The sequence below is a fragment of the Polyangium sp. 15x6 genome (assembly GCF_029960785.1).
Lineage (GTDB): Bacteria > Myxococcota_A > Polyangia > Polyangiales > Polyangiaceae > Polyangium.
The window spans coordinates 51,896-68,332 of sequence record NZ_JASBQE010000045.1 but is presented as its reverse complement, the minus strand read 5'-3'; the positions used below and the strand labels follow the sequence as shown (position 1 = coordinate 68,332).

Below are 16,437 nucleotides of genomic sequence, written 5' to 3'. Positions count from 1 at the left end.
CTCTCAGTTCGGCCAAATCACTACGAGGACGCCGTCGTCGACGGCGGTCCGAATGGCCCGCGCTGGCGCCGCGAGTACGCACCCGTCTTGCGAGCCCGTCGGAAGCTCGACGAAGCGGAGGTCCGACCCGCGCGCCTCGCACAGCGTGTTCAGGAGCGCCAGCACCGGCTCCACCGCGATCCAATCCGTGGTGTCGCCGGCGACGATCTCGTAGGTGCAATCCGGCAAGAACGCGCGCAGCCTGTACGCGTCGCGCAACTGATCGGGGTCGTTCACCGGCCGATACGCGTCCTCGTCCTCGTCCTCATCCTCGCCCTCGTCGGGCACGTCATCGAAGAACTCATGGTGTGGCACCTCCTCGAAGAGGACGTCGTCGAGCACCGGCGACACGAGTCGCGCCAGGCGAGCGAGCACGTCGTCGTAGTGATTCGGGTACGCGTCGGTCTCCTTCGCGAAGAGGGCCGTACGCGACCCGAGGACGCTTTCGATCGTGACCGCACGAAGCTCCCCGTCGATGAGCTCGGGGACAAGCCCGACGTCGTGCGCGTAGCGCGCAAGCGCGCCGGGCTCTGGAAACTTCACGAGCGGCGCGACCAGCGGGGCCATCCCGGGGTCCTCCACCATCTCGGCGATGGCGACCGCGTACGCGCGATCGAGCTCCGCGAGCTGCTCGAGCGCGTGAAAGCGGACGTAGTACTGCTCGGTCTCGTCCGTGACCACGACCGTGAGAGCGGCGAGCACGTCCCCGCGAAGCTCGGGGTGAGCCGCGAGCACCTCACGCGCGCCATCCCTCAGCTCACGCACTGCGAGGAACGGATTCGCGAGCAGCGCGCGCCGCGCATCGTCGGGCTCCGGCGCGGAGGGCTCGGTGCGTGCGCCTTGCCCCGCACTGCGCAGCGCAGCATACGTCTCTCGTGCTTCGTCGTCGACGACGGCCGACGCGAAGAGAGCGTCGAGCGTGAGCGAAGCGCATCGCGGATCGAAGGCGATCGTTCGAGCCAGCGCCGCGCGCGCCTCGCGGGGAATGGACTCGTCGGCAAGGCAGCTCTCTAGCCAAGAGACGACCTTCGGCCCGATCGAATCGTCGCAAAGCAAAGCGCGCACGCGATACCCGTAGGCCGTGCCGGCATCGCTGCCTTCCGCAGGCGTCGCACGCGAGAGGGCGCGCGTCACGTCATCGAGGACCGCCACGTCCCCCCGACGCAGACGATACGCGACGAGCCCCTGCGGCGCGTGCTGCGACGAGTAGTGATCGATCGCGGGGCCCTGGCTCGCCAGCGGGAGATCGAGACGCGGCGAGCGGCCGGGGATGGGCGAAACGGCCGCAAACACGAAGGGTTCGCCGTCGATGCACTCGAGCGGCGTGTGTGGCGTCTCGTTGGTTGAATCCATCGGCCCTCTCGTCGACTCGCTCACGAACGGCTCGTTCCGCGCCCCAGGCGCGGGAGTTCCATTCTGCATGAAACTACCATCTGCGGCTAAATCTCGTAGTTCGGATGTTACGTCAACGCTGACGGCGGGGCAATCTTGCTTGCTTCGGCTACCCGCCCGCCGCGCCGGGTAGCATGCGAGCGTGCACCGACAAGTCGGCCATCAAGACGCGCATCGAGCAAGGTGCCCACGGCCCAGGAGCCTGCCGTCGACACGCCGACATGACGCGGACAAACCTCCCCTCCCCTCCCGTCCCTGTCGATCGTCCTTCGGGATAGGTCCACGGGCTGTTAGCGAGCGTGAAGAAGCGGTCGATGTATATTCGCTCGAAGGCAGCTCAGGCGAGGCGCCGGAGGCAGAGCCGCAACCCGTCGCGCAGGTTGGCGCGCGTCTCGATCCCGCGCAGATCGACGCAGTAGGAGACCAGCGTGCGGGCGGCGCTCGCGTGCAGCCCGGTGATGAGCGCCCGCGCGCCGAGTAGCTCCACGGCGCGCCCGATGCGCACCAGCAATTCGGCCGCCTGCCCGTCCAGCGTGTCCACGCCGGTCACGTCGATGATCGCGAAGTGCGTCGCCGAGCTCGCCACTCGCGCCAGCAGCCGCTCGGTGATCTCCGCGGCCCGCGGGCCGTCGAGCGCGCCGATGAGGGGCAATGCCAGGACCCCGTCCCAGACCTGGAGGATGGGCGTCGAGAGTGCCTGGATGAGCTCTTTCTGGCGCTCGATGAGGGCATGGCTGTGCGCGAGCATCTCCGCCTGGCTGCGCTCGCGCTCGCCGCTCAAGGTCACGATCTCCGCATGCGCCTCCTCGAGCGCCCGGGTCCGGTCCTCCACCTTGCGCTCCAGGCTCGCGTAGAGCAGCGCATTCTCGATGGATATCGCCATCTGCGTGGAGAGCATCCGCAAGAGCTCCACGCGATCGGGCGTGAATGCGAAGGCGGCGAGCTCGTTCTCGAGATAGAGCACCCCCACGATCCGCCCGCGCTTGCCCACCGGCGCCGCCAGGAGCGACCGCGCCTTGCCCTGCGCGAGCCAGCGATCGCCGGAGAACTGCTCCGCGCTCGCCGCGTCCCCGAGGACCACGCTTTCGCCCGTCCGCGCCACGTAATGCACGATTCCCGTGGGCAGATCCTCGCGCGTCTCCAGGGGCACGCCCGCGAGTAGGGTGACCTTTCCGCGCTGGAGCTCCTCCTCGGCCTGGATCAAGAGATCGTCATTCTCTTTGAGGATCAAAATGCCCCGCGTCGCCCCGGCGCTCTCGAGGGCGATCCGCAAGAGCCTCTCGAGCAGGCGCGAAAGCACCACCTCGCTGGAGATGGCTTGCATGGCCTTGATGGCCGCGTGCACGTCGAGCGCCCGCGCGCTGCCGTCCTCCGCCCCTGCGTCGGTGCCCACTTGCGGCCTGCGGGCGGCGCGCGGCATGAGCGCGAAGAAGCTCTTTTCGAGGCGCTCCGTCACCACGACCGCCCCCCATTGACCGTAGAGCGCGTGCGCCTCGTGTAGGTACGTACGCGCGACCTTCGGCTTTCCAAGGCGCAGGTGATAACGCGCGCACAGCTCGTTGCCGAGCGCCTCGTCCTGCACGAAACCTCCCGCGGCCGCCGCCGCAATGCCCTCATCGTAGAGATCGACGGCCGAAAGGCGCTCGCCGCGGGCCCGGGCAATCTCGGCGCGCAAGAGGAGCGCGCGGTGCCGGTGGTTGTCCGGGCACAGATCGGCCCAGCAAGAGAGCTTGGCGGCGGAGGCCTCGGCGCGGGTCAGGTTTCTCGCGCGCACCTCGGGTGCGGCCTCTTCCGCGGCCAGCAGCAGCGCCAGGGAGGCATAGAAGTGATAGACGACGCTCACGTGCCAGCTCACGACCGAGGGGATGTCGGGCTCGGCCCCGAGGGCCACCTCCGCCGCCTCGGCGTAACGGCCCTGGAAGACGTCGTGCATGATGGTGAAGTTATCCGCGAAGAACAGCACGGCGCGGTTGCCCATCGCGGTCGCCGTGCTCCGGACGGCGTCGATGTCGAGCCAATCCCCCAAAAGCCTGTCGCTGCGCGCGGACGGGGTGGAAAGGTTCTGCGCGATCTGGGCGGCGGCGTTCACGATCCAGGTGAAGCCGCCGGAGACGTCGAGCTTGCACACCGGCGCGAGCGCCGCCGCCTCCTCGAGGACCTCCGCGAGGCGCGCGCCCCGCAGCAGGCTGTTCGTGGGGATGTTCGTCGCATTGTAAAAGGCCCAGACGTACTGGCCCGTCTCGAGGCCCACGTGCACGCCCCGCGGGAAGTTCTCCTTGTACTTCGAATAGGGCTCCTTCCAGTGCTGCACGAACGCGCCCCACATGTTGCAGAGCATCGATTCGGATTTCTTCTCCGGATAACGCTCGCTCACCCGCACCGCGAGGTTTCCGAACTGGTAGCCGAGCTCGATGTCCCCCCGCACGCAGAGGAACATCCCGAAATTCACGAACGCATAGATCGTGTGCTTCGACAGCCCGTGCGCGAGCGCCTGCTGCACCATCTTCGCCACCGTGATCGCGTGGTTGTTCGGCGAGACGAAGTAGCAGGGCGAGAGCATGTCCTCGAGCACGTCCTGGAGGGCCATGATCTCGGGATCCGCGAGGAGCGGCAGCTCGACCAGCGAATCGATGGGGCGGCCCTCGAGCGCGGCGAGGGTCGCGTCGAGCTCGGCGCTGCTCGCCTCATCGCTCGGAAAGCGCGGCAGATGGATGCCGAAGGGCTCGAGCGCGGCGAGGCCCTCATCGAGGGCGGCGAGGAGATCGTTCGTCAAAATGTGGGCGTTCATCACGAGCCGCCGGACCTGGGTGCGCTCGAGGCGGCTCCGGGCGTGCGTGAAGGCCTGGCCGAGCGTCTCCCGCGCCTGCGCGTGACGCTCGCACAGGGCCTCCATCTCGCCCTTCTTCATGAAATAGCGGAGCGCGAGATCGTAGTGGGCATCCCAGGCGTCCGCGGGGAGCAGGACGATGCCGTGCTCGAGGTAGCGGAGAGCGGCTGGGAATGCGGCTGCCCCTCCGGCGCGCTCGGCGGCGGCGAGGTTCATTTTGCAGAGCGCGAGGAGCTCCTCGGCCTCCAGCACCAGCGCGCGCGCGCTGTTCAGGTGGCCCGTGGCGTCGAACAGGCTTTGCGCGTCGCTCTTCTTCGAAAAGAGGCGCCCGATGTGCAGGTGGAGTGCGGCCCGCTCGTCCTCGGCGAGCATCGCATAGGCGGCCTCCTGGATCTTGTCGTGGGTGAAACGGTATGAATCGCCGGCGCGCGCCACGAGCCCTGCCTCGAGGGCCGGGGCGAGGCGGCCGTACGCCTCCTCCGGCGCGCACGCAGTGACGATGCTGAGCGTGCTCAGCTCGAACGGGCTGCCAATGGCGGCGCCGATCTCTAGCGCCTCCTGCGTGACCCGGGGCAGGTGCCGGATCGCGTCGAGCATCAAGTCCACCACGTTGGCCATGTGTGGCATCGCGGCGATCGCCTCGAGCGAGCTCCAGCCAAGCGATCCGTCCGGTCCGGGCTGCAGGGCCCCCTTTTCGTGGAGCGACCGCAAGAGCTGCCGCACGAAAAATGGATTGCCTCCCGTCTTTTGCAGCACGAGCTCGGCCGCGCCCTCGGGGCTCGGCGCGCGCAGGCTGTCCGCGAGCAGCTCTTTCACGTGCTCGAGCCGGAGCGGGCCGAGCACGATCTCCCGCAGGCCGAGGCCGCCCTTTCGCAGCTCCGCGAGTGTCGTGCGGAGCGGGTGCGCGACATTCACCTCGTTGTCGCGGTAAGCGCCCGTGAAGAACAGAGCCTCGATGCCGTCGTCGAGCAGGAGCGTGGTGAGCAGGCGTAGGCTCGCCGCGTCGGCCCATTGCAGGTCGTCGAGGAAGAGCACCAGCGGATGGGCGCGCCGGGCGAATACCGAGACGAACCTCCGCATCGCGAGGGTGAATCGATTCTGGGCCTCGAGGGGCCCGAGTGCCGGCGCGGGCGGCAGATCGCCGAGGACGTGCGCGAGCGAGGGGAGCACCTCGCAGACGACGGACGCGTTCGGGCCGAGCGCGGCGAGGAGCGCCTCTTTCCACGCGCGCACGCGTCCCTCGCTCTCGCATAGGATTGTCCGGACGAGCCCGTCGAAGGCCTGGAGGATGGCGCTATAGGGCGCCTCGCGGTTCAACTGGTCGTACTTGCCCGTGATGTAATAGCCCCTGGCCCGCGCGAGCGGCTTCAAGATCTCCGCGACCAGCGAGGACTTCCCGACGCCCGAGTAGCCCGAGACGAGCGTGATCTCGCGCGCCCGGCCGAGCACCCGCTCGAAGGACGCGACGAGCTCCGCGACGTCGTTCTCGCGCCCGTAGAGCTTGTTCCGGAGCAGCAGGCGGGCGTTTTCGTGCAGCACTCCGAGGGGGAATTCGTCGATACCGCCATCGGGGCGGAGCCGCTGCCGGCACGCCTCGAGGTCGGCGAGGAGGCTCTTCGTGCTCTGGTAGCGATCCTCGGGGTTCTTTTCGAGCAGCCTCAGCACGATCGCCTCGAGCGGCGGCGGCACGTCGAAAGCGATCTTGGAAGGCCACTCGGGCGCGAGGGCGAGGTGCGCGTGGATGAGCTCCAGCGGGTCCCGGGATCGAAATGGCAATTGCCCGGTGAGGAGCGCATAGAAGATGACGCCCAGCGAATAGAGGTCGGAGCGCTCGTCGACGCCGCGGTTCATGCGCCCGGTCTGCTCGGGGGCGAAGAAGGGCAGGGTCTCGGCGACGAAATGCGGTTCGTAAAGTGCGTCATTTTCGCGGCTCAGCGCCGCATCCGTGCCGAAGCTCGCGATGGTGGGGCGGCCGCTCGCGTCGACGATGATGCTCGCCGCCGTCAGCCCCCGGTGCACGACGCCGGCCGCGTGTATCGCGCCGAGCGCCGTGGTGAGCGGGATGGCGAGGTCCAGGAGCGCGCGCGCGCCAGCGGGCGACTTCAGGCGGGCTGACAGGGGCTCGCCCTCGACTTCGGCGAGGACCATGGCCATGCCCTCGCCGGTCGGCTCGAAGCCGTGCACGCGCACCACGCCAGGGGCGCGCAGGCGCGACAGGCGTTGATAGTCGTGCTTGAAGCTGGCGACGTCAGCGACGCGATTGGACTCGGCGCGGAGGACCTTCACGCGCACCGGAAGGCCGTCGCTCTCCCTGCGACCACGAAACAGCCGTGACATCGCGGTCCCTGCGAGCTCTTCTGTGATCGTCACTTCTTCCAGCCGGGTCATGTCGATGCCTCACATGTGCCCCCCGTTTGTCGCCGAACGCCCAGGCTATACGCCACGTGGATCCGCGTCAATCATTGCGGCGAACGTGCAGGCGCGAGCACGCAGGATGCGTCGACACGTTGACACGTGCTCGCCTCGCTCGGAAAAGGGCGTGCACGAATATCAAGAGATACGGGCGCTCTGGTGTTGGCCCGACATTTCGCGCATTGAGACGCACGCGAGCGGGCGGTTGTATGGTATCGCGAGGCCGGCGAGCTTTCGCTCGAGGGGAACGATTTCGACGCCCGCCTCGATGCAGCCCGCGCGCGCCAGGCGCTATGGCCGTGTGCGCCGATGACGACGAAGCGCGCGTGTGTCTCGGCCGCGAGATCGCAGAGCACGTCGACCGGCTCGCCCGCGCGCACCTCGCCGCGCGCGACAAGTTCGGCGGGGACCCGCGCGAGCTGGGCGTCGAGTTCGCAACGCGCGGCGGCGAACAGGGCTTCGGCGCGTCCGTCTTCAGTCGCGAGCGGCTCCTGCGTGGGCACAGCGCGCCGAAACGCGGCGCCCACCTTCATTGTTGCTGTGCGCGACCCGAGCGACGCGGCCGAGTAGCGCGCCCGGCATCCCTCGCCGGTGCCGGGTGCCCCCTCGTCGTCACTTCCGCGAACGGCGAGTGCGGTCATAATGCCACGCATTGGCCGCGTAGGCAACTTCACCGTTCCTTCCAGCACCAGAGGCGGTGCCACCGTTTGGTGAAAGGTTACCATTGCCGAAGGCATGGGCAGCCTCCAGGGGCAGGAGCCGTGGCCGGGAGCACGCGCCGCGCACCTGTTCGGATGGTAGAGGGCGATCGAACGTGCGACTCACGAGCGCCGCAGCTCCGAGGGGGTCCGGCCGGTGCGGCGCTTCAAGGCGCGGCGCAGCGAGCGCGCGTCCGAGAAACCGACGCGCTCGGCGATCTCCTCGTAATCGGCGCGCGAGCGCTGCAAGAGCTCGAGGGCCTTGTCGCATCGGATCTGCTCGAGCAGGACCGAGAACTGGACGCCGGCCCCGGCGAGGCGTCGCTGCAAGGTGCGGCTGTCATCCCGAGGCTTTGCGCCACGCTGCCGAGCGACGCCTCCGCGCCCCGCTCGAGCGCATCACGCAAGCTTTGCCGGACGGCACCCGCGATATCTTGTTCGCCGATCGCCTCGATCAGCGCATCGGCCCTCTGGCGCAGGAAGTCCGCCAGGCCCGCATCGGCGGTCCGGTGGCGGAGTTCGAGCACGAATGCCGGCAGCACGAGCTCGGTGGACGGCGCCTCGAAGCGAATGTCGGTCGTCCTGAAGAGCGACACGTGCGCGCTGGTATCCTCGGGGGCTCGGTGCGGGAAGCTCACCCGCAGGGCCTCGATCGGGGCGTCCGTGAGGCGGCGCAGGAGCACGACGACCGCGGCGGTGCCCGCCTCGATGAAATGCCGTGGCCAGTGCGGCTCGTGGGGAGCGAGGACGTGGATCATGTGGAGTTGCCCGTCCTCGCCCACGTGAAAGGCTCCCTGCGCTGCCCCGCCCCGGAGCTGACGATTGTAGGTGATCGCCACCAAGGTGTACGGCCCGATGCGTCCGAAAGATCCCAACAGCTTCGGGCTGTCGCGCAAGGCGATCTTCACCGAGATCGACAACAGCCTGAAAAGGCTCGGTACCGACTACATCGACCTCTACCAGATCCACCGCTTCGATCCGACCACGCCGCTCGAGGAGACGCTGGAGGCACTGAACGACGTGGTGCGCGCGGGTAAGGCCCGCTATATCGGCGCGTCGTCGATGGCGGCCTGGCAATTCACCAAGATGCTCTACACGGCCGACCTGCACGGCTGGACCCGTTTCATTTCGATGCAGTCCCAGTACAACCTCGTTTATCGAGAGGAAGAGCGCGAGATGCTGCCCCTGTGCCAAGACCAGGGCATCGGCGTCATTCCCTGGTCGCCGCTGGCCCGCGGCTTCCTCGCCGGCAACCGCACCAAGAACGACGGCGAGACGGCGCGTGCCAAGGGCGACAAGTTCAGGGCGACCCTCTATTACCAGCCTGAGGACTTCGCCACTTCCTCGCGGCGCGCGAAATCGCGGATCGCGCGGCCGAGGATCTCCTCGCTGGCTCGTCGAGCACGTCATCAACTTCGATTCCCCGGAGAGCTGGCAGTCGCTCGTGACGGGAGACGTGCTGTTCAGCGCGCTCGGCACCACCATCAAGGCGGCCGGCTCCCAGGCGGCGCAGTACCATGGGCTCACCGTCGCCCGGGCTGCCATGGCCGTGGCGTTCGATTCCAATCCGGGGACCGTTCGTTACGAGCCGAACGACGTCGTCCTCCTGGGCGCGGAGCGCTGAGCCCGCCCGCCGGTGTCACGGCGGGCGCGGTCGTCATCAGAAGCGCGCCGTCTCGTTCGAGAGCGCCCAGATCGGACCGGTCAAGTTGTGACGACGGAAGATCTCCGCAGCCTCCCGCGTGGACCACTTGGTCCAGCTCGCATCGGTGTGGCGTGCGTACCACTCTGCGGCGAACGTCCAAACCTGCTCGATCGGCCGCACGTCGCCCTTCGGAATGCCTCTCGCAGCGCACCCCTCGTCCACCTGCGCTTCGTTGCGAAACAGCAGCATGATCGACTATCGAGCACCGAGTCACCCGGGGGCCGGATCCACGTTTACCCTGGAGCTTCCTTGCATGGGCAAAGCCCCGCTCCGCGCCGCGACACGCGCGGGCAGAAGGATGAGGGCGGGAGCGGCGCGCGCCCCGTTCGAGCGGACGATATCCCTCCGCGACTCAGGCGGCGGGCACCCAGTTGCCGTGAAAGCCATAGGGAACGCGGTGCGGCAGCCGCACACGGGCCACGGGCTCGCCCTGAATGTCCTCTGCGTCGAGCACCCAGAGATCGCTCGCATTGCGTGCCCGATCGTAGACCAGCACCAGCACGTACCCGTCGCCCTCGTCGCTCTCCGGGGTCCTCGGCACGAAGAGCGGCTCCCCTGCCCCGTTGCCCTCGCCGAATGCGCGGGATTCGAAGGTGCCGCGCTCCAGATCGTACCGCCGCACCGCGGTCCAGAGGGACCTGTGCGAGCTCCCCTCGGGTCCCGCGGCCGCGGCGTATCCGAAGCGGTGCTTGCGGCCGACGCGGCGCTCGTCCACGCGCGGGAACTCGATCGACACGTCGTCGAGGGGTTGTGATCGCACAGCGCCGCCCTGGAGGTCGATACGATAGCGATGCAGCCGGGCCGCCTCGTCGGCGTCCGGGGCCGGATCGCGCATGGCTGCCGGGGTCATGAGATCCACTCGACCATAGCGGGCCACGTCGAGCACGATGGAATCGCCGTCGTCGTACGCGTTCATCGGATGGAACACGTAGCCCCCCTCGACCTCGAACCAGCGCACTGCCGCGCCCTCGCCTCGCCGCGGGAGCACGCCGATGCGCATCCCGCGCTCGGGCTCCCAGCAAAACGGGTTCTTGCCCTCCGCCAGGCGCTCCGGCCGGAAGACCAGCGAGCCGAGGAGGAAGACGGCGTGGGCCTCGGTGATCGCGAAATCGTGCACCATGGAGGCCCAGGGCAGCGTGATGGGCGTGGAATGCACGAGCGCGCCCGCGCGGTCGGCCACGTGGTAGCCGAAGGCCGCGGCGTCGGCGATCGAGTTGCCGAAGAACACGAGCTCGCCGGTCTCGGGATCGATCTTCGGGTGGGCAGTCATGGGGCCGCGCAGCCGGCCACCGAAATCGTATTCGCCCAGGGTCTCCAGGCTGCCCGGGGTGAGCTCGGTGGGCAGGCAGGCCTCGACGAGCGCGAGCAGCCGGCCCGCGTGGGCGACAATGTTGGTGTTGGCCGTGTTCTTGCGCGGTCGCTCGGGGTTCGGACGGAACATGCTGCCGGAGAGCGACCTGCCCGCGGCGCGCTCCTCGACGAGGCCCTGGCTCTTCACGTAGCGATTGCGGTACGAGGCGCGGCCGTCCTGCAGCGTGATGGCGTGGATCATCCCATCGCCGCTGAACCAGTGGTAGAGCCCGGTCGGCTCGTAGGCGGGGTTTGGGCCGTTGCGGTAGAAGGTGCCGCGCAGCGCGGCAGGCAGCTCGCCTTCGATGTCGAGATCCCAGACATCGCCCTCCATCCGCCAGGGAGCAAAATTGCCTTGCAGGTAGGGGTTCACGTCGGATTCACGCTGGGTCATGGTTTACTCCTCTTCTTCTTTGCCGGGCGGCGCGCGCCGCCGCGTGGGCGGGTGATGTGGGCGATGACGGCGTCGCGCACGAGCGCGCTGGCCGGGGTATCGGGCGTCAGGTGACCGGCGGCGATGAGCGAGGTGACGCCGTGCATCGCGGACCAGAACGCCTTGCACGCGTCCTCCAGCGGGGGCACGAGCAGGCCCTCTGCCTCCGCGGCGGACAGGACGTCCACGAGCCGCTGGAACGCGGCCGTCGCGGCGGGGATGGGCGTCGCGCGGGCGAGGCGGAGCAGGAACATGATGCGGTAATGCATGGGGTGCGCGACGCCGTAGGCCACGTAGCCATCCCAGGCCCGCGCGAGCGCCTCGATGGGATCCCGCGGTTTATCGAGCGCGTCGACCGTCTGCACGAACGCCGTGAAGCTGTCCTCGAGCACCTTCAGGACGAGCCCATCCTTGTCGCCGAAATGGTGATAGACCGTCGGGGCTGTCACGCCTGCGCGCGCACAGACCTCGCGTATCGAGAGGCGCTCCGCCCCCGCTTCGGCAAGGAGCTCCGCTGTCGCGTCGAGGATGGCACGACGCGTGGCCTCGGTGGCATGGGATGGCGCGGGCATGATCGGGATATATAACACCGTTATATATCCGTCAAGGAGAAGCTGTAACGGCGTTATATTTTACGAGAAAAGCACGGGCCGGGCAAGGGCCGGGGCCGCCGGCTCGCGGTCGCCGGCAGCCGCGGGAGCCGAAACCTGGTCGACCTGGAACCGTCTCCAAGACAGATCGATTCGAGCTGGTGATGCTCAGTCTCCGCAGCTGAGGCGCTCAGGCAGCAGCAGCGGCAGATGGAGACTGGGTCCGAGGTCCGTCGTACTCGGTGTCGCGGTGTCCGCGATACCGGGCCGGCGCGCCGAAAGACGAGTAGGGGCCTGCCTCGACATCACCTCCCGAAGCCGTATTCCACGGTGGCATCGATCTTGAATTGACGACCTGACGCATCGCCGTCGGCGCCGGCTCGGCGTCGCGTGGCCCCCCCACGCTTTTGCAAGAACAGAAAACGAGACATGCGTTATCTCAAGAGCTCTCTCTCCTATCTGACGATCCCGGCTCTCTCCGCCCTGCTCCTCGCGGGCTGCGCCAGCGCCGGCCCCTCCGAGGCCGACAGCCACGAAGGCGACGAAGCCGTGGGCGAGGCCCATGACGCGCTCACCGCCGAGCAGTGCAATTACTTCGATATCAACGGTACGGTCCAGATCTGCCACAAGACCAGCTCGAAGACTCATCCCTACACGATCATCCGTGTCAGCGAGCAGGCGTGCATCAACGCGCACAGCGCTCACAACGGCGACTACGTCACCAGCCTCGACCCGTCCTCGCCGCTCTTCGACCCGACGTGCAGCGGCCTGGGCTGCCTGCCCGTGAACGCGCCGTGCGACGCCACGGTGCCCTGCTGCGACGGCCTCACGTGCCAGAGCGGCACCTGCGTCGACGTCGACGAGTGCTCCGCCGGCACCGACAACTGCGACGAAAACGCCACCTGCACCAACACCGCGGGCTCCTTTACCTGCGCCTGCAATGCGGGGTACGAGGGCGACGGCGTGAGCTGTACCAACATCGACGAATGCGCCGCAAGCCCGTGCCTGAACGGCGGCACCTGCACCGACGGCATCCATAGCTACACCTGCGAGTGCGCGCCTGGCTTCACCGGCACCAACTGCGAGACCAACATCGACGAGTGCGCCGCAAGCCCGTGCCTGAACGGTGGCACCTGCACCGACGGCATCCATAGCTACACCTGCGAGTGCGCTCCCGACTTCACCGGCACCAACTGCGAGACCAACATCGACGCGTGCGCCGCAAGCCCGTGCCTGAACGGTGGCACCTGCACCGACGGCATCAATAGCTACACCTGCGAGTGCGCGCCCACCTACGAGGGGACCCACTGCGAGGCTTGCTCCGGCACCCTCGCGGACTGCAACGGGAACTCGTCCGACGGCTGCGAGGTGAACCTCCAGAGCGACGCCGGCAACTGCAACGGATGCAACATCGCGTGCGCGACGGGCGAAATCTGCTCGAACGGTACCTGCCAGGCCGCGCCCTCCGGCCAGGTCCCCGGCACGCCGGTCAGCTCCCCCGCGAACCACAACCCGCTGGCCCCGGCGGTCGCCGATGTGAATGGCGACGGGAAGCTCGACATCCTGGTGGCCAACGCCGAATCCGGATCGATCGTGACCCCCTCCGGCTCGTTCTCCGCTTTCCTCGGCAATGGCGACGCAACCGTTCAGGCGGAGGTCAACTACACGGGCGCCCCGCTCTCCAGCAACGCGGTCGTGGCCGCGGACGTGGACGGTGACGGGTGGCTCGACGCCGTCACCGTCAACGGCCAGACCAACCTGCTCCTCAGCAACGGGAGCATCAGCGTCTACCGAAACCTGGGCCCGAGCGCGCCCGGAACCTTCGACGCGCCGACGAACTTCACCACCGGCACCCCGGGCTCCGTCCACCTCTGCGCCGGCGACTTCGATCACGATGGGCGGGTCGACATCGCCACCACCAGCGTGACCCTGAGCCAGGTGAGCGTGATCTTCGGCACCGGCGCGGGCAGCTTCGGCGCGCCCACGTTCATCACCATCCCGGCCACCGGCGGCGTGCAGTCGACCATCGCCTGCCGTGATCTGAACGCCGATGGCTTCTCCGATATCGTGGTGACGAGCCCCGCCAGCGCACGCCTGTCGATCCTCATCAACCAGGGCAATGGCTCGTTCGCCGCACCCGTCGCCTACACCAACGCCGTCAACGGCCAGACGGCGGGCATCGCCTTTGGCGACGCCAACGGCGACGGCACGCTCGACATCCTCGCGAACGGCGCGGCCGGCCGGTACCTCTTCTTCTTCAAAGGGAACGGCAACGGCACCTTCGCGAGCGGCGCTCCGTCCGCCGCCGCGCCCGCTGCGATCGCCAACTCGGCGCTGGGGGTCGTGGCCAGTGACTTCAACGGCGACGGCAAGCTCGACGCCTACATCCTCGTCACGACATCCTCGGGCGGCGTCCGCCCGATGACCGGCAACGGCACCGGAGCCTTCACCTCGGGCGCCGTCGTCTCGACCGGCGCCTCGCCCGGCCTCAACGCCATCGCCACCGCGGACATGGACGCGGATGGGTACGACGATCTCATCCTGACCAACAGGGGATCCGGCACCGTCACCGTGGTCCCCAACGGACTCTGAGTAGGTGTCCGCGCTACCGCGCAAGCGGGCGCGATGGGGCGGTGTGCCCTGATTTCAGCGCGGTCTCGGCAGGAGAATCGGTGCGTCGCGTGCTTCGCGCGCGGCGCGCCGAAAGACGCGCAGGAGCGCTTGCCGCCTACGCTCCCACCTCCACCGGATCCTCCTCGAGCTCCGGCACCAGAAACAACCCGGAGAGCGGCGGCAACGTCAGCACGATCGACTGCTCGAACCCGTGCGAAGGCACGTCCTCGCAGTCCACGCTCCCCAGATTCCCCACCCCGCTCCCGCCGTACACCCGCGCATCCGTGTTCAGCACCTCGAGGTATCGGCACCGCCGCGGCACGCCCACGCGATGGCCATGACGCGGCAGCGGCGTGAAATTGCCGATGAACACCACGAAGATCCCTTTCTGGATCCGCTTCGGGCACGGCTCCTCCGATCCGTCCGGTTGCCGCGGAAATCGCACGAACGAGGCCACGCTCTGGATCGCGTCGTTCGCGTCGATCCACGTGAACCCCGCCGGGCTCTCGTCGAGCTCCCAGAGCGCCTCGTACTTCCGGTAAACCCCGTTCAGATCCCGCAAGAGCCGCGACAGGCCCGCGTGGTCCTCCTCGCCGAGGAGCTCCCAGTCGAGCGCCCGATCGTGGTTCCACTCTCCCCATTGCCCGAATTCGCCGCCCATGAACACGAGCTTCTTGCCCGGGTGCGCCCACATCATCGCGTAGAGCGCTCGCAGGTTCGCGTGTTGCTTCCAGCGATCGCCCGGCATCTTCGAGAGCAGCGCGCGCTTCAGGTGCACGACCTCGTCGTGCGAGAGCGGCAGGAGGAATCGCTCCGAGAACGCGTACATCAGGCCAAACGTGATCTTCGTGTGGTGGAAGGCGCGGAAGATCGGGTCGAGCGCGAAGTAATCGAGCGTGTCGTGCATCCACCCCATGTTCCACTTGAAATCGAAGCCGAGGCCCCCCACGTACGTCGGCCGCGTGACGCCCGGCCACGTCGTCGATTCCTCCGCGCAGAGCACCGCCCCCGGAAAATCCCGGTGCACGGCGTCCGAGAGCTCGCGCAAGAACGTCACCGCGTCGAGGTTCTCCCGGCCGCCGAACTCGTTCGGCTCCCATTCGTCCGGGTGTTTTGCGCCGTAATCGAGGTACAGCATCGAGGCGACCGCGTCGACGCGCAGCCCGTCCACGTGGAACTCCTCGAGCCAGTAGAGCGCGCTCGCGATCAGGAAATTGCGCACCTCTTTTTTGCCGTAATCGAAGACGAACGTCCTCCACTCGCGGTGCTCGCCCCGGCGCGGATCTGCGTGCTCGTAGAGCGGCTCGCCGTCGAAGCGGCCGAGCGCGAAGGCGTCCTTGGGGAAATGCGCGGGCGGCCAGTCGAGCAAGACGCCGAGCCCGCGCGCGTGGCAGCGGTCGACGAGATAACGAAAATCGTCCGGATCGCCGAAGCGCGAGGTCGCCGCGAAATACCCCGTCACCTGGTAGCCCCACGAGCCGTCGAACGGGTGCTCCATCACGGGCAAGAGCTCGACGTGCGTGAAGCCGAGCGAAACCACGTACTCGACGAGCTCGTCCGCGAGCTCGCGATACGAGAGCCACGTCCCCGGCCCGTCCCCCTTCCCCGGCGCGCGCTTGCGCCGCCACGAGCCGAGGTGGACCTCGTAAATGCTCATCGGCCGCACGTGCGGATCCGCCTCCCGCCGCGCCGCGAGCCAGTCCCCGTCGGTGAAGACGAACGACCGCGCCGCGACCTTCGACGCGTGGCTCGGCCGGAGCTCCGCCGAGAACGCCAGGGGATCACTCTTCATGAGAACGAGCCCGCTCGCCGTCTTGATCTCGTACTTGTACGTCGCCCCCGCGCGCACGTCGGGCACGAAGATCTCCCAGACGCCGGCCTTCGTGCGGCGCATGGCGTGGCGCTTTCCATCCCAGCGATTGAAATCGCCGACCACGCTCACCCGGCGCGCCGCGGGCGCCCACACGGCGAACGCCGTCCCGAGGACGCCCTGCACCTCGCCCACGTGCGCCCCGAGCCGCCGCCAGAGCTCGCGCTCCGCCCCCTCCCCCGCCGGATCGAATTCGCCTTCCTCGAGCGACGCCGGAAAGGCATACGCGTCCCGCCCGCTCGTCGCCCCGCGCGACGAGCGCACCTCGAGCCGGTACGGGAACGGCCCCTCGACGCCCTCGAACGCGACCTGGAAGATGCCGCCCGGGTGCACCCGCGTCATCACGCGCGGCTTGAGGTTCGGATCGTCGGGACGCACGACGATCGAGAGCGCCTCCGGCCGGAAAGCACGCACGACGAGCCGCCCGTCCTCGCGATGCGGGCCGAGCGACCGGTGCGGATCCGTGGACTCCCCCGCCGCGATGCGATCAAAATCGGTAGCGTCCATC

The 16,437-nt window shown here is 68.3% G+C and carries 8 protein-coding genes and 2 pseudogenes; 3 read left to right on the top strand and 7 right to left on the bottom strand.

Annotated features, from left to right (window positions below):
- Positions 1–3 precede the first annotated feature (3 nt).
- The 4 genes from QHF83_RS29080 to QHF83_RS29065 all read right to left on the bottom strand — a co-directional run bounded on the left by QHF83_RS29080 (position 4) and on the right by QHF83_RS29065 (position 7,698).
- Complete coding sequence (locus tag QHF83_RS29080; protein ID WP_282421231.1) at positions 4–1,392, bottom strand: hypothetical protein; 1,389 nt, start codon at positions 1,390–1,392, stop codon at positions 4–6.
- Positions 1,393–1,768: 376 nt separating this feature from the next.
- A complete protein-coding gene (locus tag QHF83_RS29075) occupies positions 1,769–6,646 on the bottom strand; it encodes an AAA family ATPase (protein ID WP_282421230.1) in 4,878 nt (1,625 codons plus the stop codon).
- A 71-nt stretch (positions 6,647–6,717) separates the two neighbouring features.
- A complete protein-coding gene (locus QHF83_RS29070; RefSeq protein WP_282421229.1) occupies positions 6,718–7,311 on the bottom strand; it encodes a universal stress protein in 594 nt (197 codons plus the stop codon).
- A 180-nt stretch (positions 7,312–7,491) separates the two neighbouring features.
- Positions 7,492–7,698 (bottom strand): helix-turn-helix domain-containing protein, encoded by a 207-nt coding sequence (locus QHF83_RS29065; RefSeq protein ID WP_282421228.1) that lies wholly within the window; start codon positions 7,696–7,698, stop codon positions 7,492–7,494.
- A gap of 498 nt (positions 7,699–8,196) precedes the next feature.
- Between QHF83_RS29065 and QHF83_RS53520 the strand changes: the two are divergent.
- Together QHF83_RS53520 and QHF83_RS53515 are read left to right on the top strand one after the other, a co-directional pair.
- Positions 8,197–8,697 (top strand): annotated as a pseudogene (locus QHF83_RS53520) (aldo/keto reductase); the annotation flags it as partial.
- Positions 8,693–8,884: pseudogene (locus QHF83_RS53515) on the top strand (hypothetical protein); the annotation flags it as partial. The pseudogenes QHF83_RS53520 and QHF83_RS53515, both read left to right, overlap by 5 nt.
- A gap of 541 nt (positions 8,885–9,425) precedes the next feature.
- Here the strand turns inward: QHF83_RS53515 and QHF83_RS29055 are convergent.
- Entirely contained in the window at positions 9,426–10,817 is a 1,392-nt protein-coding gene (locus QHF83_RS29055; protein WP_282421226.1) for a carotenoid oxygenase family protein, read from the bottom strand.
- The gene (locus QHF83_RS29050) at positions 10,814–11,428 is read right to left on the bottom strand and encodes a TetR/AcrR family transcriptional regulator (RefSeq protein ID WP_282421225.1); all 615 of its coding nucleotides are present in this window, start codon (positions 11,426–11,428) and stop codon (positions 10,814–10,816) included. Before QHF83_RS29050 ends, QHF83_RS29055 begins: the two co-directional genes overlap by 4 nt.
- 447 nt (positions 11,429–11,875) lie before the next feature.
- Between QHF83_RS29050 and QHF83_RS29045 the strand changes: the two genes are divergently transcribed.
- The gene (locus tag QHF83_RS29045; protein WP_282421224.1) at positions 11,876–14,038 is read left to right on the top strand and encodes an FG-GAP-like repeat-containing protein; all 2,163 of its coding nucleotides are present in this window, start codon (positions 11,876–11,878) and stop codon (positions 14,036–14,038) included.
- A gap of 136 nt (positions 14,039–14,174) precedes the next feature.
- Here QHF83_RS29045 and glgB read toward each other — a convergent pair whose 3' ends face one another.
- Positions 14,175–16,436 (bottom strand): 1,4-alpha-glucan branching protein GlgB, encoded by a 2,262-nt coding sequence (glgB, locus tag QHF83_RS29040; protein ID WP_282421223.1) that lies wholly within the window; start codon positions 16,434–16,436, stop codon positions 14,175–14,177.
- Position 16,437: the final 1 nt, after the last annotated feature.